Annotated in this window: 20 protein-coding genes, 1 other RNA gene, 1 pseudogene and 1 other annotated feature; of the genes and pseudogenes, 11 read left to right on the top strand and 11 right to left on the bottom strand. The window is 39.0% G+C overall.

Features of this window, described 5'->3' with window-relative positions:
• The 4 genes and pseudogenes from AC5KOD_RS10910 to AC5KOD_RS10925 all read right to left on the bottom strand — a co-directional run.
• Window positions 1-233 (bottom strand): annotated as a pseudogene (locus AC5KOD_RS10910) (hypothetical protein); the annotation flags it as partial.
• Between the two features lie 2088 nt (window positions 234-2321).
• On the bottom strand, window positions 2322-4091 hold the full coding sequence (gene aspS / locus AC5KOD_RS10915) for an aspartate--tRNA ligase (RefSeq protein WP_496914591.1): 1770 nt from the start codon (window positions 4089-4091) through the stop codon (window positions 2322-2324).
• A 36-nt stretch (window positions 4092-4127) separates the two neighbouring features.
• A complete protein-coding gene (hisS, locus tag AC5KOD_RS10920) occupies window positions 4128-5420 on the bottom strand; it encodes a histidine--tRNA ligase (protein WP_496914592.1) in 1293 nt (430 codons plus the stop codon).
• Window positions 5421-5526: 106 nt separating this feature from the next.
• Window positions 5527-5732, bottom strand: a binding site (T-box leader).
• A 124-nt stretch (window positions 5733-5856) separates the two neighbouring features.
• A complete protein-coding gene (locus tag AC5KOD_RS10925) occupies window positions 5857-6183 on the bottom strand; it encodes a hypothetical protein (protein ID WP_496914593.1) in 327 nt (108 codons plus the stop codon).
• Window positions 6184-6804: 621 nt separating this feature from the next.
• On the opposite strand from AC5KOD_RS10925, the gene AC5KOD_RS10930 reads away from it, so the two are divergent.
• Window positions 6805-8094 carry an N-acetylmuramoyl-L-alanine amidase family protein gene (locus tag AC5KOD_RS10930; protein WP_496914594.1) on the top strand — a complete coding sequence of 430 codons (1290 nt, stop codon included), beginning with the start codon at window positions 6805-6807 and terminating at the stop codon, window positions 8092-8094.
• Between the two features lie 69 nt (window positions 8095-8163).
• Here AC5KOD_RS10930 and AC5KOD_RS10935 read toward each other — a convergent pair whose 3' ends face one another.
• Window positions 8164-10158, bottom strand: coding sequence for a glycosyltransferase family 2 protein (locus AC5KOD_RS10935; RefSeq protein WP_496914595.1), 1995 nt, complete (start codon window positions 10156-10158; stop codon window positions 8164-8166).
• 198 nt (window positions 10159-10356) lie between these two features.
• On the opposite strand from AC5KOD_RS10935, the gene AC5KOD_RS10940 reads away from it, so the two are divergent.
• Genes AC5KOD_RS10940 through AC5KOD_RS10960 form a run of 5 tightly spaced genes read left to right on the top strand, consistent with a single transcriptional unit; the run spans window position 10357 to window position 14617 of the window.
• Entirely contained in the window at window positions 10357-11067 is a 711-nt protein-coding gene (locus AC5KOD_RS10940) for a lantibiotic protection ABC transporter ATP-binding protein (RefSeq protein WP_496914596.1), read from the top strand.
• Window positions 11067-11822 (top strand): lantibiotic immunity ABC transporter MutE/EpiE family permease subunit, encoded by a 756-nt coding sequence (locus AC5KOD_RS10945; RefSeq protein ID WP_496914597.1) that lies wholly within the window; start codon window positions 11067-11069, stop codon window positions 11820-11822. The genes AC5KOD_RS10940 and AC5KOD_RS10945 overlap by 1 nt, the downstream gene beginning before the upstream one ends.
• Window positions 11815-12585: an ABC-2 family transporter permease gene (locus AC5KOD_RS10950; protein WP_496914598.1), complete on the top strand. Its 771-nt coding sequence runs from the start codon at window positions 11815-11817 to the stop codon at window positions 12583-12585. The genes AC5KOD_RS10945 and AC5KOD_RS10950 overlap by 8 nt, the downstream gene beginning before the upstream one ends.
• Window positions 12586-12587: 2 nt before the next feature.
• Window positions 12588-13259 carry a response regulator transcription factor gene (locus AC5KOD_RS10955; RefSeq protein ID WP_496914599.1) on the top strand — a complete coding sequence of 224 codons (672 nt, stop codon included), beginning with the start codon at window positions 12588-12590 and terminating at the stop codon, window positions 13257-13259.
• A complete protein-coding gene (locus AC5KOD_RS10960) occupies window positions 13241-14617 on the top strand; it encodes a HAMP domain-containing sensor histidine kinase (protein WP_496914600.1) in 1377 nt (458 codons plus the stop codon). Before AC5KOD_RS10955 ends, AC5KOD_RS10960 begins: the two co-directional genes overlap by 19 nt.
• A 478-nt stretch (window positions 14618-15095) precedes the next feature.
• On the opposite strand, the gene AC5KOD_RS10965 is transcribed toward AC5KOD_RS10960, so the two are convergent.
• Complete coding sequence (locus AC5KOD_RS10965; protein WP_496914601.1) at window positions 15096-15971, bottom strand: helix-turn-helix domain-containing protein; 876 nt, start codon at window positions 15969-15971, stop codon at window positions 15096-15098.
• A gap of 134 nt (window positions 15972-16105) precedes the next feature.
• On the opposite strand from AC5KOD_RS10965, the gene AC5KOD_RS10970 reads away from it, so the two are divergent.
• Window positions 16106-16642 (top strand): DUF3267 domain-containing protein, encoded by a 537-nt coding sequence (locus AC5KOD_RS10970; RefSeq protein ID WP_496914602.1) that lies wholly within the window; start codon window positions 16106-16108, stop codon window positions 16640-16642.
• 132 nt (window positions 16643-16774) lie between these two features.
• On the opposite strand, the gene dtd is transcribed toward AC5KOD_RS10970, so the two are convergent.
• The 5 genes from dtd to AC5KOD_RS10995 all read right to left on the bottom strand — a co-directional run bounded on the left by dtd (window position 16775) and on the right by AC5KOD_RS10995 (window position 22002).
• Entirely contained in the window at window positions 16775-17221 is a 447-nt protein-coding gene (dtd, locus tag AC5KOD_RS10975; protein WP_496914603.1) for a D-aminoacyl-tRNA deacylase, read from the bottom strand.
• A 17-nt stretch (window positions 17222-17238) separates the two neighbouring features.
• Window positions 17239-19455, bottom strand: a complete 2217-nt coding sequence (locus tag AC5KOD_RS10980) for a RelA/SpoT family protein (RefSeq protein WP_496914604.1) — start codon at window positions 19453-19455, stop codon at window positions 17239-17241.
• Between the two features lie 305 nt (window positions 19456-19760).
• Entirely contained in the window at window positions 19761-20522 is a 762-nt protein-coding gene (locus tag AC5KOD_RS10985) for a 16S rRNA (uracil(1498)-N(3))-methyltransferase (protein WP_496914605.1), read from the bottom strand.
• Window positions 20523-20553: 31 nt separating this feature from the next.
• Window positions 20554-21504 (bottom strand): 50S ribosomal protein L11 methyltransferase, encoded by a 951-nt coding sequence (gene prmA, locus AC5KOD_RS10990; protein WP_496914606.1) that lies wholly within the window; start codon window positions 21502-21504, stop codon window positions 20554-20556.
• Window positions 21505-21519: 15 nt separating this feature from the next.
• A complete protein-coding gene (locus AC5KOD_RS10995; protein WP_496914607.1) occupies window positions 21520-22002 on the bottom strand; it encodes a DUF3013 family protein in 483 nt (160 codons plus the stop codon).
• Between the two features lie 282 nt (window positions 22003-22284).
• Between AC5KOD_RS10995 and AC5KOD_RS11000 the strand changes: the two genes are divergently transcribed.
• The 4 genes from AC5KOD_RS11000 to AC5KOD_RS11015 all read left to right on the top strand — a co-directional run bounded on the left by AC5KOD_RS11000 (window position 22285) and on the right by AC5KOD_RS11015 (window position 24702).
• Complete coding sequence (locus AC5KOD_RS11000) at window positions 22285-23559, top strand: replication-associated recombination protein A (RefSeq protein WP_496914608.1); 1275 nt, start codon at window positions 22285-22287, stop codon at window positions 23557-23559.
• Window positions 23560-23625: 66 nt separating this feature from the next.
• Window positions 23626-23814: non-coding RNA, 6S RNA (gene ssrS / locus AC5KOD_RS11005), on the top strand.
• Window positions 23815-23923: 109 nt separating this feature from the next.
• On the top strand, window positions 23924-24208 hold the full coding sequence (locus tag AC5KOD_RS11010; protein ID WP_496914609.1) for a hypothetical protein: 285 nt from the start codon (window positions 23924-23926) through the stop codon (window positions 24206-24208).
• A 32-nt stretch (window positions 24209-24240) separates the two neighbouring features.
• A complete protein-coding gene (locus AC5KOD_RS11015) occupies window positions 24241-24702 on the top strand; it encodes a universal stress protein (protein ID WP_496914610.1) in 462 nt (153 codons plus the stop codon).
• Window positions 24703-24717: the final 15 nt, after the last annotated feature.

Raw genomic sequence — 24717 nt, forward strand, 5'->3', positions numbered from 1 at the left:
AACATGGTGCCGACGTGAATTAAAATAAAGGAAATCATAATATCGGATAAGGTTTTGATTCCGGATATCTCTAAGATATCTTTCGGAAAAATCGTCCAAAATCCAACTAAAAAAATAACAGCTACCACTAACATTTGTGGCACACGGCCTTTTGAAAAAGTTGAGATCAGATCGCCGACTAGCATGATCAGTACGACAATCGCTAAGGCAGATCCCATATTGAGGGTTAACATGTGCATCCTCCTCCTAAGTTTGGTAGGGCATATACAACCATCAGCTGATAGTCTCGATTACGTCTTATTAGGCCTAACTGAGGGTGACAATCTATAGCTTGTCATACTCAGTTAAAGAGCTCGTCAGCCCACTTCCCTTTCTCAAACATACAAACCTAGCGCTAACTTGATTGGCATTGTGATATAAATCACGATCCTTTTTTGTATCACGTATATTGTACGACAAACGCACTCCACAAAAAAAGCGATATCAGACGTCATGTCTAATATCGCTTCAATAGTCGCTAAAATGGATAGAATCCAGCCGTAAATAAGCCGCTCGATGGGTCCCCATCTGCCTCTCTTTTATTCGTTACTTAAAAAAGACTAGAAAAACAAGTCAAGGTTACGTATAATGAGAGGTGTTAGCGCTTCGGCGTTAGCCTATTGGTGCTTGATTAGTCAGGTTATGCTGATTGGTCAAGGCTTCATACTAGCTCTGGGGCGCCAACCCCGGAGACAGTAGCCAATGGTTTGTATGTAATTGTCTGGGTCGTTCCTAACGCCCACAGTGTACAATTAAACGAAAACGCTGTCAATACTTTTATTTATTAAATAACATCATTTATAGAACTTTTCTCTTCGTTAACGTCTGCGATTGGAAAGTTTTTTTAATAGAACAAACATATAGTAATGGGAACTATGACAGAAATAACTCTGCTCCGAGCGATCTCGAAGAACCCGAACAATCAGTAATTTCGATTACTCAGGTTCAAAAAAATTGCCGTACCTTCAACATCTAAACGCTTTAGCACTTAGACATTGTTGAGATCAAAGAGCCTTAACTCTTGCAACTTTAGTTGCCTAGAAGTTTAGGACAACGAAGCGTAGTAAGCGAACTTTTGGAAAGCGTTTATCTCGCAATATACATGAAAAAGAAGGGAGAGTGACATCCCCCTTTTTTCCATCCTCACTTAAAAGTGAGGCTCAAAATGCAGCTGTTTTGACGAGTGTTTATATCCGTACCTAAAAGTCTAGCTAATTGACCTATTGTAAAAGACTGTATGAACGATGACTAAGATACTAAAACTTACTTATACAGCGCTTGTCATAGAACCTAAAAAATAACGCGTATCTCATAGATAACAGCTTCCCATATATTTTCGGTATAACAAAAAAAACAACAGAAAATTTATTATTGATATCAGACCGTATTAAGCATCTAACCTTTCATTTAACACTCAAAATACAAATCCTAATGAACTGTGAAAATTAATACAATGAGTTTATTTTTTATCAAGATCAGCTCATCAAAAAGTAACCGTTTAAAATAATGCTCATTACTACCAACTCTCCTGTAATTACGCTAATGAAAACTGTTGGACTCAACCTTATTCTTTCATCCATTCCTGTCAATTACAGATGTTTGAATAAAAACAAGAAGGAACAACTAAAACAAAACCTGCTAACCTTAGACTAGCGGGTGAAGAGAATCGCTATCCTTAATTAATTACAGAAGATTATAGAAAGAGAGTGTTCGTCAAAAGGAAGTTCTTTGTAGCAAGAGTTTAAAAAAGGAAGAACCTAATTGTATGGCTTCCGATTTGGTTATCGACCACTCAGATGCTGTCCATTTTGAATAGCCATGTTGAATCAGAACTTTTTAAAAGGCTGGTACCACAAATCAACCGATATAAAAGAAAACACCTTTTTACGAATGAAATTCTTTTCAATCAATTAGCCTAAAAAGACTCCAGAAATGACATCATCGTTTTGATGAACTCTTTTTCTGGAGTCTTTTTAATTTCTTTAGTCTTAATGGTACTTTTAATCGTTTTTGAGTTAATTAGTCGATTATCTTAACTCTATAAATTAAATATTTTCTTTTCAAAACAATATTACCACACAGATATTATTCAGTTAATTTTTATCAGTATTATCAAAAATAATTGAGCGGTACTTCATCATGCTTCTTTGTATTTTTATCTCATTAATCATTGCTTTTGTCTGTCCACTAAGCGAGAAAAAGAGCTTTTCTCCTTGTATATTCTCTGAAAAGAATATCTTGAAAAGGCCTTCCTATATCGCCAGCCAAACTATCGGCTTTACTTATTCGTCAGAAACCGTCACATCTAAGCTTAACTCAAAGAGCTGAGCAGGTGACACTTTACCTGGTGCTTCATTCATCGGATCAATTGCTCGATTATTTTTAGGGAAGGCAATCACTTCACGAATGTTGTCTTTTTCAGCTAAAAGCATTGCCAAACGATCCAGACCTAAGGCAATTCCGCCGTGTGGTGGGAAGCCGTATTCTAGTGCATCTAGTAAGAAACCAAATTGCTCCTCAGCCTCTTCTTTAGTAAAGCCAAGAACTTCAAACATCTTCTCTTGAACCTCACGCTTGTGAATCCGTGTTGAGCCGCCTCCCAGTTCATAGCCATTTAAAACAACATCATAAGCTTCTGCATAAACCTTTTCTGGTGCTGTGTCCATCAACGGTAGGTCGCTCTCTTTCGGCATCGTAAATGGATGGTGAGCAGAGGTGAAGCGTTTAGCTTCATCGTCATACTCTAATAACGGCCAATCAACTACCCACAAGAAATTGAATTTTGACTCGTCAATCAGCTCTAACTCTTTACCTAAACGACTGCGCAAAGCACCTAATGATGCCGCAACAACCTCTGCTTTATCTGCCGAGAACATGATGATATCGCCAACTTCTGCGCCTGCTTTGGCGATCAGCTCAGCTTCAATATCCGTTAAGAATTTGGCAATTGGGCCTTTAAGTCCGTCTGCTTCAACCTTTAACCACGCCAAACCTTTGGCACCATACTGGCTAATAAACGTGCCAAGATTATCCATATCCTTACGGGAATACTTGTCAGCAGCCCCTTTAGCTACGATAGCTTTCACTTGACCACCAGCTTGTAGAGCCATTTGGAAGACCTTGAATTCAACCTCTTTTACCACGTCAGCTAAATCAATCAGCTCCATACCAAAACGTGTATCAGGCTTGTCATTTCCAAAACGAGCCATGGCATCATCGTAGCTCATGCGTGGAAACGGTGTGGGAATCTCAATTCCGCGAACATCCTTCATAACCTTTGCCAGCATTTTTTCAGTGTAATCTTGAATTTCCTCTGGTGTTAAAAAGGACGTTTCAATGTCAATTTGTGTGAATTCTGGTTGACGGTCACCACGTAAATCTTCGTCACGGAAGCAACGAACGATTTGATAATAACGATCAAAGCCAGCCGCCATCAGCAATTGTTTCGTAATTTGTGGCGATTGTGGCAGTGCATAAAAATGACCGGCTTGAATCCGTGAAGGGACCAAATAATCACGGGCGCCTTCTGGTGTTGATTTATTTAAATAGGGGGTTTCAACATCAATAAATTCATTGTCATCTAAGAAATGACGGACTGACTTTGTCACCTCATGACGAAGACGCATTGTCGCAAGCATCTCCGGACGACGTAAGTCTAGGTAACGGTATTTCAAACGAAGTTCATCATTACTTGGAGTCCCATCTTCAATCCCAAATGGCACTGTTTTTGAGGTATTTAAAATCTCAATCTCTGTTGCCATGATTTCAAATTCACCCGTCTTCATCTTCGGATTGATTGCCTCTGGGTCACGGTTAATCACTTCACCTGTGATTTCAATGACGTACTCAGTCCGACATGTATCAGCAATCTCCCATGCCGCGCGAGATTTTTCAGGGTTAAAAACAACCTGTGCAAACCCTTCTCTATCTCTTAAATCGATAAAAATAACCCCACCGTGATCACGACGTTTGCGAACCCAGCCTTTAAGCGTTACAATCTGGCCTAAGTCTTTTTTAGAAATATCGCCACAATAATTTGTTCTTTTTGCCATTATAAATTCTTCCCTTCACTGATCAATTGTCATTTTTTAAGCCTCTGTTAACTCATCATACACATCAGCAAAACGAGTATAAACATCCATCAATGGCACCTTCTTTTCTTTACCAGTCGCCATTTGCTTAATCGTCACATGTCCTTCTGCCAATTCCGTTTCCCCTAGGGTTAAAACAAGCGTGGCATTTAATTTATTTGCCGATTTGAATTGGGCTTTCGCCTTTCGATTCATGAAATCACGTTCAGCTGAAAAACCAGCTCGGCGAACACTTTGAACTAGTTTTAACGCCTCAAGATTGGTCTTTTCCCCTAAGGCAACCACATAAGCATCAACCTGATTCAATTGCGGAATTTCCACACCTTCTGCTTCAATTGTGATAATCGCACGCTCAATCCCTAAGGCAAAGCCGAAGCCAGGGGTTTCTGGTCCACCTAAATCTGCCACTAGGCCGTCGTACCGACCCCCTGCACAAATAGTTGTAATGGCACCACCAAAGCCTGGCGCATCACTCATAATTTCAAAAATAGTGTGATTGTAATAATCCAAGCCTCGAACCATTCTATGGTCAATTTCAAAGTCTACGTTTAATGCCGTCAGCATCTCTTTAACTTGATTGAAAAACGCCGCTGATTCTTCTCCTAAATAATCTAAAATAGATGGCGCATTTTCGACAATCACCTGATCTTTTTTATCCTTACTATCTAAAACTCGCAAAGGATTATTATGCAAACGGGTTTGCGAATCCGCACTCAATCCATCAAAATGAGGCTCTAAATAATCAATTAACGCTTGACGATAAGCTTGACGGTCTTCTCTTGACCCTAAGGAATTAACCACTAAACGAATGTGCTCTACACCAAGTTGCTCATAAAAATCCATCGCCATCATCATTGTTTCCACGTCTGTCGCAGGATTGTCACTGCCAAATACCTCTACCCCGATTTGGTGGAACTGACGCAAACGTCCTGCTTGCGGACGCTCATAACGAAACATTGGCCCCATGTAATAGGTTTTAAATGGCGTTTGAAATTCAGGTCCAAACAACTTATTTTCAACAAACGACCGAACGACTGGCGCCGTTCCCTCAGGTCGTAGTGTAATGTGACGGTTGGCTTTATCATGAAAATCATACATCTCTTTAGAAACGATGTCCGTCGTATCTCCCACGCTGCGAGAAATCACTTCATAGTGCTCAAAAATCGGTGTGCGAATTTCATGAAATTCGTAATCCTTGAAAAGTAAACGCGCTGTCTCTTCAACAAATTGCCACTTCTCTGATTCTCCCGGTAAAATATCGGCTGTGCCTTTTGGTTTTTGATAAGCCATTGATAAGACCCCTCTCTTTTAATTATGTCATTTGGCCACACTATCTTAACGATAATCAGCCTTGTAAGTCTTTAAAAAACGAAAAAAGTCCTTGTTTAATTAAATAAACAAGGACGAATGTAGACATACGTGGTACCACCTAGATTGAAAGATTGCTCTTTCCACTTTAACGATTAACGCTCGCAACGGAATAGCTTTGCACTATTCATCTCCAGAGTGTCCTTCACTGGTCTCTTTTTAGACTTACTTTCAGCCACGATAAGTCTCTCTGCATTAAAAAGAAAAAGTTACTGTCTCTATCATTGATTTCTTATGTATTATTATCTAACTTACTAGATGAGGCTTAAAATGTCAAGTTTTTCTTAATTGAGACAGAGACAAGACCTATGAATTTATCTACCTTAATCTCTCCTTACTAATAATGTAAGCTGTTGGTTCAACGTTTTTTTGGTTTAGCTACGTCTTCATAGACTTGTAGTAACTGTTGATAGACAGCTTGATTATCTTCTAGTTGAGATTTAATATCTGTGCGTAGTTTTTGAGTCGGTACTTGCCCTTCTTCTTGCGACTCTTGTTGATGAGAAGCAGACTTATCAGCCTTTTGCTGTGCGGTATATCGTATTCTCTCGGCAAAATCGTCTAAATAATGAAAAAAATTCTGTTTTTCTTCCGAAATAGTGGTCAACATTTCTTCTAATTTTTGAGTCTTTTTTAGATAATCCTCATTTATATCGTTCTTTTTTTTATCATAGTCAATTTTCATTAGAACCTCCTTAGTTTTTCCGCTAGCGTTTTATTATTCGTCACTGATTGGATAATTTTGATTGCTTCTTAAATAGCTTTTCTTTGATTCAGAGTGCTTTAGTAATTAGTTATCTTGCTACATACCACTTCATTAAACACCCTATTTACGAACCAAAAGACCTATGAAGTGGCAATTAAATAAACCACGGCCCTTATTTCGAAAAAAGAGTGTTTTTCGATCGATAAGATAGATGAATGTCTTATCACATTTACAATTAACATGGTTTATTAAACATAATGTTAATTTTACCATAATTTATGTAATTAGTGGGACAAATATAATAAAATTTCACCTTACCAATCATAAACGATCCCCCATAATAGTTATTTGGCTCTAACCCAATGACAGTGTTACAACTTGATGTAGTTTTGATAACGAATCACCTTAAGCTAGGTTATCTGACTGAAACTTTGGTATAATAGAAAAAGTATTTGTGCATTACTTGATACTATTGGTCAATTGCTGACATGCTACCAAGCATTGTTTGACTTTAGACTATTAGGAAACTACTACCTAACAAATAAGGATGGGCTTTCTGTCCTATCTCTTTCTAAGACAAGTTAAGTGAGGAAAAATAGTGTGAAAAAGTATTTAGATTTTTATATAAAACATCAGCTTATTATTCTCAATGCGGCGATTATCATTGTGGTCGCTTTGGCATTTATGAGCTTTGGCAAAAATAAAGTTATTACCGTTACCTCAATCGCCATGAATGTGCGAACTGGTCCTGGTATTGACAATGAAATTTCAACTCAGGTTCAACGTGGGGACAAATTGGTCATCTTAAAAGAAAAAAAACAATGGTACCAAGTTCGCTTAAAAAGTCGGCAAACGGGCTGGGTAGCTAGCTGGCTCTTCGACGATAGTCAAGATAGTCCGCCAACCAATCAAATTGCTACTATTAATACTGCTGACACTAAATTACGTGAAAGCCCTAATCTAGATTCAGACGTGGTTAAAACCTTGAAAAAAGGCAAAACCGTCACGATCACCTCAGAGAAAAATGGTTGGTCAAACGTCTCTGTTGGGAAAAAGAAGGGGTGGATTTATTCTAAGCTTCTGACTCTAGGAGCCCCTACTAAGGAAGAAAAAGAAGTGATTGATACAGATCAGCTTTTTGCTCGCGACGATAATGCTAAAGTGAGGGCCTCACCTACAATTGAATCAGGTGTGGTGGCTACCTTAAAAGCTGGCGAAGAACTGACCTTTAAAAAACGTGATGGCCAATGGTATCAAGTTGAAACAAAAACAGGCGCCACAGGTTATGTTGCCAATTGGGTAGTGAGTTTTGAAAAAGTCGGTAAAAATACCAAAAAGGCTAGCTCCATTGCCGAAGCAACGATTGTCCTAGACCCTGGTCATGGAGGTAGTGACGTTGGTGCTCAAAGTAATGACGAAACAATCTCTGAAAAAATCGTCACTCTCGCTACTGCCCATTATGTAGAAGCAGCACTCAAGGAATTAGGGGCCAATGTTATTCTGACTCGAGACGATGATAGCTTAGTTGAATTAGGCGATATTGCGTTAATCAGTAACCGAAAACGAGCTGATGCTTTTATCAGCTTCCACTATGATTCGACAGAAAGAAGCAATGAAGCAACTGGTTTTACTACCTATTATTCTGATGAAAATGATTTGAAACTAGCAGAAACCGTCAACCGCCACCTAGAGAAAGAACTTCCTTTAGATAACCGTGGAATTGACATCGGTGATTACCAAATTCTGAGAGAAAATGAGCGCCCTGCGCTACTACTTGAGCTAGGTTATATGAATAATGACAATGATGCTCATACCTTTAAAACAAAAAAATTCCAAAGACAAGTTGCCTCAGCTGTATCTGAGGCACTTGATGAGTATTTTAGTCAGTAAATAATGAGAGATAATAAAAGGTGAGCCGAAAGTAGGAATTACTTTCGACTCACCTTTTAACTTTCCATGTTACTTTTGCTCTCTAAGCAGGAGACCTTCCATCTTTTTGGCATATTTTTTATTATCAAAGTGTTTTTTCAAGGTTCTTAAGCGATTTGGTAGGTTATCATTGACATTCCCCAAGGAAATCTCTGGGTTTGAAAAAATAAGTAATAACCATTTATAATAATTGTTCTTGCTAATTCGTCTTCGTTTAAATACGAGTAATTGTTCCTCTTTAATCGCTTTTTGTCGCACATATCTCAGGGAAACTGTTTCTAACCCTTCAAAAGAAATCGACCATTTAGTTGTTTTTAGCTCCTCATTAATAGCCTGTAAGCATTCTTGAGAAAGGCTTAAAACAAGTCTTCTTTGACTAATTGCGACAACGGTAACAGGCAATACCTGATCGCCACTCCCCAGCAAACTCCCGTCACTATTCAACTCCATAATTAACGGTAAGCGGGGACGCTCGACTGCAACTAGTATCGTAATCGTCAGAACCATAATATTGTACAAATTCCAATATAAATTAAGCGTAATAACTTCTTGCCACGAATAGTCGTAGACAAAATACTTATACATCGTTGCAGCAATTGCCGCAATATTGAGAGTTAGTAATAATAATTGTGGGACACAATTTCGCCAATCAAAGTAGGATGAATTCGAGCTTACACCCTTAATCGTTACGTGGAACTGCTTATTTTTCTTGGGGCTAATTAACAGCTCTTTAAAAACAGACCAAAAAACTTGCGGCGCGACTGATAATTCATAGATGTAACTCATTAAGGTTGTATGTCGGTTACGAGTAATGGCCTTAAACATTAATTGGCTAGATAAAAACGCCGGCAACCAATAGACAATTAACTCTTCTAAGCTCGTCTGTAAGCTCGTGATGCCAAACAAAATATAGAGTGTTGGTAATATTAAATAAATCAGCTTGTACACACCAGATAACCAATAGAGAACACCGTCCAGATACATCCATTTTTGGACAAACGACAAATTTTTTAACCGTTTCAGTGGGTACTTTTTGATTACCTGAATATTGCCACGTCCCCAACGATCACGTTGTTTCATATAATCAGACAAGGTTTCCGCTGACAAACCAGCGGCTAAGCTTTCGTTAACATAGACACTTTTCCAGCCGTCATTCGCTAATAATAACCCTGTTGCCATGTCTTCTGTTATGACGCCTGTTGTAAATCCACCTATCGACTCCAGCGCTTCTCGGCGAAAAAGAGCATTACTGCCAATATAAATAATAGCATTGAACCGATCCTTCGCCTCCTGTAAACTGCGCATAAAAAAGTCCTGCTCGTTGTTAACCTGATTATCTAAATAAAGATTATGTTGAAAAATGTCCGCATTATAAAAAGTTTGAGGCGATTGCACAAATCCCACTTTCTCATCATCGAAATAAGCCAGCGTTTTGATTAAAAAATCTTGTTTAGGAATCATGTCGGCATCTTGGGTGACCACAATTTCCCCGGTTGTTTGCGTCAACGCATAATTGAGATTTCCAGCCTTGGCATGCTCATTTGAGGGACGAGCGATATAATCAATCCCATGAACTGCAGCGAGTTTTTTAACTGATTCCCGATTACCATCGTCACATAAAATAATTCTAAGTTTCTCTTTCGGATAGTCAATAGCCAATGCACCCACAATAGTCGTAGCCAAAATCGACTCACTTTCATTATAGGTCGCAATTAATAAATCAACAGTTGGATGATAATCCTCTTCCGTCAGATAACGACTCTGTCTTTTATAGGGCGTCCAGAATAAAACCACCAGCGAAATCGCCTGAACAAATCCCATTAATTCAGCTGTATATAAACTCACTCCAGCTACGATACTCGGAATATCTTTCGTTGGAATCGTACTAGTAACTCTCCAAATAAGATACGTTAATTGAAACACAACGTAGCCAACTAACAAGGGCCTCCTAAACCAAATAACCTTTTTCTGTAACAGATACATTAACATTAGAAATGACACACTAATGAGTGCATATACTGCCATTAACTTTCATCCTCTCCAAAAAAATCACTATAATTCTATAAACAATAGTAATAGTATAAGTGATTCCACCAGTTAATACAACCAAATAATCGTAGCGATGATAAATTTAAGCTTTTTCTCATAAATCGCAAAAAAAATCACTTAATTATAGTTTAATTATAATTACTCGTTATTCTTGATTCATAGGAGGAATAACAAATGACAAACATAATTGAAACGAAGAAGCTCTCTAAAAATTTTAAAGATGAACAGGTCTTAACTGATATTTCCATCCATGTCAGAGAACAGTCTGTATACGGACTACTTGGACCTAATGGCGCTGGAAAATCAACCTTACTAAAATTAATTACAGGTGTTCTTAAGCCTTCTAGTGGCGACATTCTAGTGGAGGGCCGCAACTGGCAGCGCAGTGATTTGCAGATGATCGGCTCCATGATTGAAGGGCCAGCGATTTACGACAATCTAACTGCCTATGAAAACTTGGAAGTTCTAGCTCTGCTTTTAAAGCTACCTGAAAAAAGAATTGATGAGGTTTTAGCCATTGTCGGATTATCACAGACTGGTAAAAAAATCGCTAAAAACTTTTCATTGGGAATGAAGCAACGATTAGGAATCGGCATGGCTCTTTTAAACAGTCCGAAGCTGTTGATTCTAGATGAACCAACAAACGGCTTAGATCCAATTGGGATTCAAGAATTGAGAGAATTGATTCGGACCTTTCCTACCAAAGGAATTACGGTAATTCTATCGAGTCATATGTTGTCAGAAGTTCAACACGTTGCAGATGATATCGGGATTATCTCCCAAGGTCAGCTAGGCTTTGAAGGCAAAAACAATCAAAATGAACATGACTTAGAGGAATTATTTATGACGATTGTCCGAAAAACAACGAAAGAGGTGAAAGGTTAATGGCTCTAATCAAAGCTGAATGGCTGAAAGAAAAACGCTCTACAAATAGAAAACTATTTTTAATCATCCCACTAATTTTTATCAGTTTTAGTTTATTAATGACGTTTACAATGGGAACTCAAGCCGATGGTCACAGCTACTTAGTGACAACTGCCTATAACTGGTACCCATTACTTATCTTGCCTTTATTTATCAGCATACTTGCATGCAATAACTTGCTGAAGGAGAAAAAACATAAGAATGACCTTTTTTACCGCACGTTAGATATTTCTACAGGTAAGCTTTACCTCGCCAAACTAGTGATAGTTGCTCTAGAGCTCGGTGCTATTTTATTGATGTCATTTTTAGTGATCTTGGCAATTGGGAAGGGACTCCTTCACGATCCTTTAGATTATCTACGTGTCTTACGAGCGACTGGCTATTTGTTCATCGGAAGCTTGCCACTAATCCCACTTAGCTTTCTTATCTATCAGTTTAGCAATTATTTTGTCGTAATCCTGGTAAACTTTATCTTGAGTGTCATTGGTGCCACGGTCGCAATCGAATCATGGTGGGTTCTTTTCCCTTGGAGCTATAGCTTACGGGCAATGGCTGCGACACTAGGAATCCATCCAAATGGCACACTTCTTGAAGCCAATAGTTATTTATTAGACACACACGCCATTACCTTGGTTTGTGGCCTAGGTATCGGTCTCTTCATCCTTTTCGGAGGTCTTGTTTATATTCTAAAGGAAAGGTGTGAAAAAAATGCTTAAACTACTCTACGCCCATTGGCTAAAAACAAAACGAACCGCTATCAGACCGATGCTCGTTTGTTTGCCCATTCTGTATGGGTTAATCATGTTTGGCTATTTTGCCATTTCTCACACCGAACAGGCAGTTGTTGAGCAAGAATATATGAATTTCTTTCTCTTCTTAGGCTTAGCTATTCAATTCATCTCAAGTGTCGTGATTGTCTTAATTATTCAACTAGATAAAAAAGCTGGAAACTTTGCTAATGAGCTAAAGATCGGGGGTTCTAGAACAAAGATGGTCTGTTCAAAAGCTCTCTTACTTCTCGTGATATTGTTAGGTGTTGAACTGCTAGCAACGATTACTTTCACGAGTATGCAAGTTATCTTCCGCGGAAACTGGCTAACTTTTTCCCAACTAGGTCTCTATCTTTTCTATATCGTCTTGTTAACGATCCCATTCATATTTATTTATATCTGGACGGCCTATCAATTCGATATGACGGGCACTTTGACTGCTGCGATTCTCTTTTTACTTGTGGGAATTCTAATGGGAACGACTAATTTAGGCGGAGAGCTGTGGGTTTTGGTGCCGCCAACTTGGATGCCACGTGCTGTTTTTGGGCTGATTCCCGCACGGACACTGCTAACAGGTACTGCTCCTAAAATGGCGACTGATCTATTGGTGAAACTCATTCCAATGACTCTACTTCTGTCAATTGTGCTCTTATTACTACTAATTTTTTGGTACAATAGATGGGAAGGTAAACGAAATTTGGAGGATTAATGATGGCTTGTATTTTAGTAATTGATGATGACTTAGACTTATTAGAGTTGATTCGCAGAGCTCTGGAAAAAGATCTGTATCAGGTGGTAAGTCGGCATTCTGCAAAAGATGTCAGCTCGAAAGACCTGGCTACCTGTGATTTATTACTTTTAGATGTGATGATGCCCGAGATTGATGGCTTTAGCTTTTTAAGAGAGCATCGACACTTAATCGATGCCCCAGTTTTATTTTTAACAGCTAAAGATTTTGAACAAGATAAATTAGAAGGCTTTGCTTCAGGTGGCGATGATTATATCACAAAGCCTTTTTCAATCAAGGAATTGCGTGCTCGGGTGGCTGCACATCTTAGACGGGAAACCAGAGAAAAACATTCTCGATTGATGGATGGTACAATCGGTTGTGATTTAATTCAAAAAACGTTCTTCGTTGGCGAAAAAGAACTACTTTTGACCGCAAGCGAGTTCAAGCTTTGTCTCTTTTTATTAAAAAACAAAGGACAAGTCTTTTCTAAAGAAGACATCTACATTTCTGTCTACGGGTACGATGCCACTGGCGATAGTCAATCGACTATTACTGAAAGAGTTAAGCAGATTAGGCAAAAATTTAAGCTTTTAGATGTAAATCCAATACAAACAGTTTGGGGGATTGGCTATAAATGGGCAATAGAACATTAAAGAGTGTCCTGACGCAATTCGTTATTTTTGAACTTATTTGGTCTGCTGCGATCATTGTTTTTCTGCTATTATTAGTGACATTCTCCATTACCTATAACTTGACTTATCCCGCAGACTATCCTGAATCAAGCGTTCAGTCTATCAATGAGCAGCTTGCTAATGACACGTTCAACATCAGTGAGCTTCCAAGCTTATATACGGCTCAGTTAGAAGATAAATCAGGGAAGGTTCTGATAAGCACCATTCCCAAAAAGGAGCTTTCTTACGTAAAAAAAGCGAAAGAAGAAGGCCGTGCTCAATCAACAGGCTTTCTCGGGTCAAAAAAATTTGTTTACTTAAAAGGCCACTCTCAAGATATGGTTCTTTCTTATCAAATGATGAGTGATTTTGTTTCACCCACACTGAGAGACTACTTACCAAAAGCCGAGTTATTGTTTTATTGTCTTTCTTTCATTCTGTGGCTCATTGGCTTTATTGTGATTATTGGTTACTTTGCTAAAAAAGTGAATAAAGAACTCATCAAAATCAGCCAAACCAATGATCAAATTAGGCAGATGAACCTTAGCTTTGATGTGCCTGATAGCACTATTTTAGAAATAAATCAGGTGCTAGACTCCTTAAATGTTATGAAAAACGAACTCGCCCGCGCCTTACAGGAACAGTGGTCCGTTCAAAAAAATCAAGAAAACACCTTGCAAGCTCTGACTCATGATATTCGGACGCCCCTTACTTTAATCAGTGGCAACCTTGAATTATTGGAAGAAACTCCTTTGACAGAGGAACAAGTCGAGCTACTTTCTCACCTTGATAAAGGTGTCGGACGACTTAGCCAATATATCGAAGAATTAAAAATGCTCTCTGGACTTGAATCAACAGTAGCTAAACAGGAAGTTATTTCAACTGAGTTGCTTGCAGAATGGATCAGTTTAGCAAAGGGCCTAGCTGCCAAGAAAGCTATCCATATTGTCATAGAAAACCAAGATACATCCTCTTTGCTGATTTCAGCAGGAGAGATAACTAAAGCCTTTCAAAATGTTATTCAAAATGCAGTTGACTACTCCCCTCAACAAAGTACAATCACACTTTCCTTTGAGGAGCATCACTCGGATTATCAATTGATCATTACCGATTCTGGCGAAGGCTTTAGTCCTGAAGCCTTGAAAAATGGCACGGAGCGTTTTTATACGTCTTCTTTCGATCGAGGAAGTGGACATTTTGGCTTAGGACTATCTATTGTGGCCGACATCATGACTAAAAATAACGGACAAGTCGAGTTAATAAATGCCTCTGTGAACGATACAGCCGTTGGTGGGCAAGTCCGACTGCTCTTAAAAAAACAACTAAAAAGCTTAAACTAAGAAAGAATAACTGTTAGTCAATGCCCCTCTCCCTAAGTCAAGCACAATAAGAAAAAGGCTGTGGCAAAAGTCGTTTTGCTCCGAACACTACGGCAACTTTGGTGTCCCTTATTTCTAGGTGCTAAAGTACTAAGAATAATGGTAACTCTTAATACTTTAGCATTTAGAAGTTGTTGAGATCGAAGAGCCTTAACTCTTACAACTTTAGTTGCTTAGAAGTTTAGGACAACGAAGCGTAGTGAAACATAATGAGCAGACCTTTAGAACACGTCTATCACATAATATACGTGAAACAAAAAGAGGGGCGTCACTTATGTCACAGCCCCTTTGATAAATTTCTTGCCATATTTTAGCTCTTTGATGGGTCTTGTATTTGTCGCACCAAAGTCAGACACATTCCTTTCATCTATGGAATTCTACACTAACATCACGGAACAGTTGCTGATCATCTCCTCATAAATTTCTATAACTAAATAACTCAAGATATTCCCTCTTGATTGTAAATTCTAGTTTTAGTTTGAAACAATGTATTAGCAACCAATTCATATCCATTAAGAGAACTAATAAATTCAAGAATTAAATCTGACTGTCCATCATCACTGTCAACTATCTGCTCTTCAATCACTGCCACTAGAAACTCTTGATAGATTCGTAAACCAATCGTTCGTAAAAGATGCGGACTACCTGCATCATATTTTTTTATTAATTCAAGAACCACTATCACTTCTTTATATTCATGATGAAAATAGAAAAAAATCAAAATGTGTAACAATAATTCTATCGGTTGGACCAGAGCATTGGCGGTTCTTGTCATAAGCTGTTGACAATTCTTTACCTGTTGTTTATACACTGCTTTGACATAGGGGACATCAAATAATGAAGTTAAATTTGTAAATAAAAAAAATTCATAAAACCCCCAACCATCAATTGATTTCACATAAGAAACTATTTTATTTTTTTCTTCACTACTTACTGAAGAACTACCATAACCTAAAATTTTCGCCATTATACTTAAGTGATGAAACCTTTCATTTTTTTCATCTTTATATTTTTTATCATATTTTTGACTTAATTTATCAATCAACCATTTATTCCCTTGTTCAAAATAAATACTCAACTCTTGTTCAAACTGTTCCACCTCTGAAAAATAAGGGAACTCCTGCGCATACGAAATTTCTTCAAATGAGATATTAAGACGATTCAGCAATGCTAGAAAATTTGTTAATGAAATATCTGAATTCCCCTTTTCAAACTCAGATAAAAAATGTGTACTCACGATCCCTTTCGCAACTTCTTTCATTGTAAGTCCCTTGTTTTTCCTTAGCCTTCTAAAAGCTTTTCCAAATTCGTGCATAATCCTCCTTCTAAAACATACATATATTTAACATTTTTCACTATTTTCAATAAGAATCACCTATTTACCTAATATTGTATCCTCTTTATTTTTATGTCAATTATAATAAAAATAAACTGAGGAGGACAAGCATCATGACTACTACCACAAAACAACTTAAAGAAATAACATTCACTAACAAATCAGCTAATTTTAGAGGGTTTCTCTACATTTCTCCCCCACTTTTACTATATGTTGTCGTATACAGATATCTCTATTATGGTAAACTTACCTCTATTGGAAATTTTTTCACTATAAAATTTCTATTAATTCTCGTACTTTCACTAGCTATACATGAACTTTTACATGGATTAGGCTGGTGTCTATCAAAACAGTGTAACATAAAAAATATCCATTTTACCTTCCATTGGTTGATTGCTTCTTGCCATTGTGATACCCCTTTGCCAGGTAAAAAATATCTTGTTGGTTTAATTCTACCTTTTCTAATTTTAGGCACAGGCACTGTTATCATTTCCTTCATTGCACCAAGTGTTTTTACAGCCCTTTTAGCTTTAGTAAATCTAGTCGCATGTGGCGGTGATCTTTTATTATTTATCAAAATGATTAGATACAAAAACTACATCATTATGGACCACCCAACTAAAGCTGGTTTTATCGTACTTGATAGTTAGTTTTTTATCACCTTAGCTCCAATTTCATTAACGATGAATTAATAATGTAAAAATAAGTTATATTTCACTACCTGACAGCAAAATAGTTAAAGAGGACCTCCCATTCAACTGACTTGGGAAGTCCTTTTTATCTTAACGCTGATCTGTATCCAACACAATTGTTACCGGCCCATCATTGATTAGACTGACTGCCATATGCGCGCCAAATTGTCCCTCTGACACACTCAAACCAGTCTCACGTAGCTTCTCATTAAAATAAGCATAGAGACGAGTCGCTTCATCTGGCTTAGCTGCTTCAGTAAAGCTCGGCCGATTTCCTTTTTTAGTGTTAGCTAGTAAAGTGAATTGCGAGATAGATAAAATCTCACCTTTGACATCGTGAACCGATAAATTCATCTTGTCATCACTGTCTTCAAAAATCCGCATCTTACTAATCTTATTAGCTAAAAAATCTGCTTCCTTCTCTGTGTCGCCCTCTTTAACGCCCACTAAAAGCATTAAGCCTAAATCAATACTAGAAATTAACTGCTGATCAACACTGACTGATGCTTGACTTACTTTTTGCAACACAACTTTCATCGGTATTGTTCCTTTCTCTAGCCCTTTGTTCGACGAACACTATAGACGTCAGGCACTGATTTTATCTTATCAACAATTCGCTCTAGGTGAGCCAGATTTTGAATCGAAATTGTCAATAAAATCACTGCCATCTTATTCTTACTTGGCTTAGCTTCCACGCCAATCAGATTTTTAGTCGACGCATTGACTACTTGTAAAATATCATTCAACAAACCAGAACGATTATATCCATACACTTCTAGATCGGCACTATATTCTTTGCCACTTTCAGCTGCTGTATCTTCCCACTCAACCTCTATCAAGCGCTGTTGAGCGTCCTCGTTGTGGACAATATTCGGGCAATCAGCTCGGTGAATTGACACCCCTCGCCCCTTAGTTATGTACCCGACAATGTCGTCCCCCGGTAACGGGTTACAACAACGGCTAATGCGGATAAGCAGATTCTCCACTCCTTGAATAACAATGCCACCTTCGTGCCGAACTTTCATCTTTTCTGGTTCTTTTTTGACAGGCTGACTCATCAGCTCTTCTGCTTCTTGCTTTTGGCGCTCTTTTTCTATTTCTCGGCGAGCTTTTTCAGTCAAGCGATTGACCACAATTTGTGCCGTTACCTCACCGAAACCAACTGCCGCATACATATCGTCCTCTGTTTGAAAATTAAAGCGATCAAGCGTCTCAGCTAATGCCGTTTTATTGAGAAAATCCTTTGGTCTGAACTCTTGACTGAGTAGCGTTTTTTCAATCGCGTCTTTCCCTTTATTGACATTCATTTCACGGTCTTGAACCTTGAAGAAACGCTTAATTTTATTGCGCGCTTTTGATGTTGCCACCATATTAACCCAGTCACGACTTGGGCCAAATGAATTGGCCGAGGTCAACACTTCAATAATATCGCCATTCTTCATCTTATAATCTAAAGGAACCATTTTCCCATTAACCTTAGCGCCCGTTGTTTTATTGCCAATCTCTGTATGAATGTTGTAAGCAAAATCTAAGGGCCCAGAGCCTTTTGGCAGCTCTGTCACATCTCCCTTCGGTGTGAAGACATAGACCTTATCACTAAAAATATCGCCTTTGACACTTTCCATAAACTCAGAAGCATCATAGCTTTCATCCTGCAATTCAATAATTTCATGGAACCAACTTAATTGTTTCCCTGTACCATCATCTTGTGTTTTTTCTGTTTTACCTTCTTTATAAGCCCAGTGAGCCGCAACCCCAAATTCCGCAATTTCATGCATCTCATGGGTTCTAATTTGAACTTCTACAGGATTCCCTTTCGGACCGATCACCGTCGTATGCAGCGATTGATACATGTTCGCTTTAGGCATGGCGATATAATCCTTAAATCTCCCTGGCATCGGCTTCCATTTTGTATGAATAGCCCCTAAAACTGCATAACAATCCTTAATCGTGTCGACAACCACTCGAATCGCTAACAGATCATAAATTTCTTCAAATTCTTTTTTCTGATCCTTCATTTTTTGATAGATCGAATAAATATGCTTAGGGCGACCGTATATTTCTGCAAATATATCCAGTTCCTCTGTCGACAACCGAATCTCTTCGACTGTTTCCTCGATATACGCTTCTCGCTCATCTCGTTTCGAATCCATCAGATTAACAATTCGGTAATATTGATTTGGATTTAAGTAACGCAAAGCCGTATCTTCTAGCTCCCACTTAATTCGACTAATCCCTAACCGATGAGCAAGCGGCGCATAGATTTCAATCGTTTCTTGAGCGATGCGACGCTGCTTATCCTCTCGCAAATGACGAAGCGTGCGCATGTTATGCAGCCTATCTGCCAGCTTCACCATAATAACCCGTAAATCCTCAGCCATAGCTAGCAACATCTTACGGTGATTTTCAGCTAACTGCTCAGCATGAGATTTATACTTAATTTTTCCTAATTTAGTCACGCCATCAACGAGCATCGCCACATCTGGGCCAAACTCCTCTTTTAAATCATCTAAAGTGACCTCTGTATCTTCCACCACATCATGCAAAAAACCTGTGGCGACTGTATGTGGGTCCATATGTAATTCAGCTAAAATCCCTGCTACTTGAATCGGATGAACAATATAAGGCTCTCCTGATTGACGCGTTTGCAATGCATGAGCCTCTGTTGCAAAATCACAGGCCTTCTTAACAAAAGCGACATGCTCCGGACTCATATAATTTGACACCATTTTAATCACTGTTGCTCCAGTTAATACCTCATCTTTTGGCATGTGTTCTCTCCTTTATTGTTTCTCTCGACCTGTCATTCTGAATGCTCTTGACGCTAATCTATTCGTTTATACTCATTATTTAGTTAGTTGTTCTGTTTATTTATTGCCGTATGATAGCTATTATACAAATTTTAGACCGTCTTTTCAACAAGCGACCCGTGCTTATTATGTGAGGTAGAGCAAAATACCATGATTTTTTAAAATAAAAAAGCGGCAAATGTCACCTTCAGCTACCTTTCTGTCGCGACTTTCTTAAAAATAATTGATAAAAAATAAGACTAGGATAAACTCCTAGTCCAACTCTACTAACGCCCCAACAATTCATACTGATAGCTAATTGCACTCAACAAATAAAGCGGCGCGGTTTCTGCTCGTAAAATCCGTGGACCTAAACCACAGATTTTTGCACCTAAGGACTCAAAATGAGTCACCTCGTTAGGCGACAATCCCCCTTCAGGACCGATCAAAACTAGCAGCTTCTGTCCCTGAGTCAATTGTTGTAAAAGCTGTACCAAAACAGCTTTTTCCCCAGTCTTAGCCGCTTCTTCATAGGCGACAATCACCTGATCGTACTCACCGAAGCTTTCATACAATTGCTCAGTCTTTTCGAGCATCACAACAGTTGGCTGAACATGACGATGAGATTGTTCCGCTGCCTCTTTCGCAATTTTCTCTAGACGCTCTTGGCGCTTTGCCAGCTTCTTGCCATCCCACTTAACGACTGAGGTTTGGCTTGGAAAACCGACAAAAGCGTGGGCGCCTAATTCAGTCCCCTTTTGAACAACTAGCTCCAACTTGTCTCCTTTAGGGTAGCCACAAGCAATAGTCACTTCAATCGGCAGTTCCTTCGTCTGCTCTTCACGAGCAATTTCCGCTAATAGTACTTTATCTGCTAAAATTTGAGTGACTTCTGCTTTGATCGCCACCTGATCCTGAAAGACGATGTAGCACTGCGCAGACTCCTTCATGCGCATCACATTGACTGCGTGGTGATAGTCCTCACCAATTAAAGACAAGCCTTCATTCACTGCCTCTTGATAGCGTTGCTTCACAAAATACCGCTGCATCCTAATTCTCCTTAGCTAAAAATTAACTGACCTAATCCTCACTAACAGGTTTAGTTAAAATAATGCCAAACCAATCCACTTGTTGTAGGATTTCACTCACTTCAAATCCAATCGCAATTAAGGCGTCTAGTACTTCCGTCTTTTTATCTTCAATAATTCCCGACACGATGAATTTCCCGCCTGGCTTCACTAACCGCCAAGCATCTGGAATCAGTCGTAAAATGATTTCTGCTAAAATATTGGCGACGATCACATCCGCTTGAATCTCGACACCTGCTAGCAAATCATTGGCACTCACCTGAACATCCTTAGCAATTGGATTTAAATCCATGTTCTCCTGAGCAGCTGTGACAGCTACATCATCTAAATCATAAGCATAAATCTGATTAGCCCCTAGATGCTTACTAGCGATACTTAGCACCCCGGAACCTGTTCCTACATCTAAAACAGTCTCGCCGCCTCTTAAGACGATTTCTAACGCATGTAAGCTGACCATTGTTGTCGGATGAGTTCCCGTTCCAAAGGCCATCCCTGGGTCTAATTTCACTATCTTTTCATCGGCAGTTCTCGCCTCATATTCCACCCAATTTGGCACAATGGTCAGATAGCGACTAATTGATACAGGATGGTAATATTTTTTCCAAGCCGTTGCCCAATCTGTTTCGACTACTTCATTGATTTCGACTGTATTCGCACCAATTGCTAAACCAAATTCTGGCAACTGATTTATCTCTTGCTTAATCGTTGGCAAAATTTCTGGTAAAAAAGCTGTCTCAGGGAAATACGCCATCACAATGGCCCCTTCTTTAATATGATCGAAGGTCTCGGCATCAAGCAGCTCACCAAATTTATCGCTCACAAAGTTTTCAACATCTAACGCATCCTCAATTGCCACACCACTCGCGCCCGCTTCCATCATGATATTGGAAACTGCTTCAACCGCTTCACTCGCTGTGGTTACTTTTATTTCCGTCCATTTCATCTTTCTTTACTCCTTTTAGTATTTAGGATACGCCACATACTCATCTGGCCCTTTAGCCACGGCTAATAGTGCATTAAACTCAGCTTGATCCCATTGCAACTCAAAGACATCCAACTCTTCATTTCCTAAGAAATCCATTAGATTACTTTCACCTTCAGTCAAGACTTGCCCTAAATACTTAGCCAACGTAATCAATACTTTCTTTTGAATCCCTTTTTTTCCTTCATAAGGAATCGTCGCTAGATACTCATCCTCATCTGTTATTTCTCCTTTAGCTGGGTCATATAACAACAAGCTATCTTCAAATTCTATGACTTCTTCTTCTGTTTCAATCCCATCTAAATCGGCGATTGCTTCGCTCCCTTGATTTTGTGCATACAAAACAGCAATGACTTCAACTGTATGATTTTTCGTATCCCAATCGATCGCAAAATCATACTCTCCTAAATATTTTTCAAGTTGCTTCTCTAAAAATGTTAACATATGATCTTTTTTCATGGCTAAGTGTCCTTTCTTTGGCACATTCTTCTGCTATTTTATCATACAAGATGAGCATTATAAATGCTACTATATACTTCTCGTAAAATAAGTCTCACCCCAATTTTGTTTCACGTATGTTATATGATAAATGCGCTCCATATACCAACTATTAATCACCACAACCCATTTTTTATCATTAGCATCTCAGCTTTACCGACTAGAATGCTGTAGTCGATAGACCACTTCCCCTTAAAAACAGGCTTTGTGGTATAATTGAGCTATTAATAAAGGAGGGTGACGATGAATAAACCATTAGCTTACCGCATGAGACCTCGCAACTTGGATGAAGTCGTCGGCCAGCGAGATCTCGTTGGCGAAGGGAAAATTATTCGCCGAATGGTTGACGCTAAGATGCTCTCATCAATGATTTTATATGGTCCCCCAGGAACCGGAAAAACCAGCATTGCTAGCGCGATTGCCGGCTCAACTAAATATGCTTTTCGGATGCTTAATGCCGCCACTGATACTAAAAAAGATCTTCAGGTCGTCGCAGAAGAAGCTCGCATGAGCGGAACCGTTATTTTACTATTAGACGAGGTTCATCGCTTAGATAAAACAAAACAGGACTTCCTTTTACCTCACTTAGAAAATGGTCGCATTATTTTAATCGGTGCTACTACAGAAAATCCCTACATTAGTATTAACCCTGCGATTCGCAGTCGGACGCAGATTTTTGAAGTCAAGCCGTTAAGCGAAGAGGACATTGAACAAGCTATTAAGCGAGCCTTAGCCGATAGTGAACGTGGTTTAGGTGAGGAATCAGTCATACTCGATGACAACGCCATGCTTCATTTAACACGAGCAACTAACGGTGATCTGCGAAGTGCGTTAAACGGATTGGAGCTAGCGGTGAAATCGACCCGACCTCAGGAAGATGGCCGTATTCACTTAACGTTGCCAATTATCGAAGAGTGCGTCCAACGAAAAGCCTTAACCCACGACAAAAAAGGCGATGCTCATTACGATGTTATTTCAGCCTTTCAAAAATCAATTCGTGGCAGTGACGTTAATGCTGCCTTGCATTATCTAGGTCGCTTAGTCGAAGCAGGTGATTTATTTATTATTTGCCGCCGACTAATGGTAATTGCTTATGAAGATATCGGCTTAGGCAATCCACCGGCGGCGGCGCGAACTGTCAGCGCCGTTCAAGCTGCGGAAAAATTAGGCTTTCCAGAAGCCCGTATTCCTTTAGCAAATGCCGTCGTTGACTTAGCCCTATCACCAAAATCTAACTCTAGCTATACAGCTTTAGACGCTGCAATAACTGATATTCGTGCCGGTAAAGCAGGTGAAATCCCCGATCATTTGCGGGATAGTCATTACAGCGGCGCCAAGGAATTAAACCGCGGCGTCGAATACCGTTACCCACATGACGCTCCTGGTGCGTGGGTAAATCAGCAGTATTTACCAGATAAAATTAAACACGCTCGCTATTATGAGCCAAAAAACACAGGCAAATATGAACAAGCTTTAGCGCAACAATACGAGCGTCTCACTAAAAATAAGCAAACATAGATGTCCTTTCGTAATGGAAAGCGGTCTGAATTGCTCAATTAATAGTAGTATGCTATTATAAAGGTGGGATATCTGTGATGTTCGAATCACTCCAATCTGTGTTGACCGAACATTTTTAGTATTACTTCGGGATTCAACGAGTTCAAAAGGAAAACAGGCCTTTTCACTTGGTAGTTTGATGGTTGAACAGCGAACCCCACCTGCTTACTGCGGGATCAATACTCCGGCGTGATAACCGGCATCTACGGATACTGCCCATTTTAGTTTAAACTAAAGCAATTTGCGCTAGCAAGTTGCTTTTTATTCTATTAATAAACACGTTTTACTGCTGTTATTTCTGACAGCTACTATAAAGGAGCATCCTATGATTATTAGAATTTTATTGGTTGTTATTATTCTCGTCTTAGCCTTTGTTGCCAGTTATTTGAATAAAAATAACCTTGTATTTAGTAAAGTCTTAGCTGAGGGAACCGAGCAAGAACCAATACAGCTAGCCTTTCAACGCTTTGCCAAAACTTGTTTAGTTCTAGCTATCGTCGGTGTACTTTTTTTCTTTTTAGGCAATCGGCTACTGGCTCTAATCTATATCGGCAGTGTGATGTTAGCCTCAGCTATCTTTAGTATAAAGTTATCAAAATTGATTTCGTAACACTAAAAAATTTATAAAGTGAGGTGCTTTCCATGATTCAACAATACACACATATTTTAGTGGCAGTTGACGGCTCTGATGAATCTGAATTAGCCTTTAAAAAGGCCGTAAACGTCGCTAAACGGAACCAAGCTAAACTCTTTTTAGCTCATATCATTGACACTCGAGCATTCCAATCCATCTCTGCTTTCGACGATGAATTAGCTAGTCAAGCAGCAGAATTAGCCAAACAAACCTTGGCTGATTTAGCCGAACAAGCCAAACAAAGTGGCGTCGAAAATGTCACTGAAATCGTCGAATACGGCGCACCAAAAGGCATTTTAGCGAAGCAATTACCTGACGAACTGGGGATTGACCTCATCATGGTTGGGGCAACTGGATTAAACGCTGTTGAACGCTTATTAATTGGCTCAGTCTCTGAATACATCATCCGACACGCTCACTGTGATGTTTTAGTCGTCCGAACCGATTTAGATAATCAACCGCAAAAATAATTCTAATAGATGATT

This window comes from Vagococcus sp. WN80Y, from assembly GCF_059621045.1.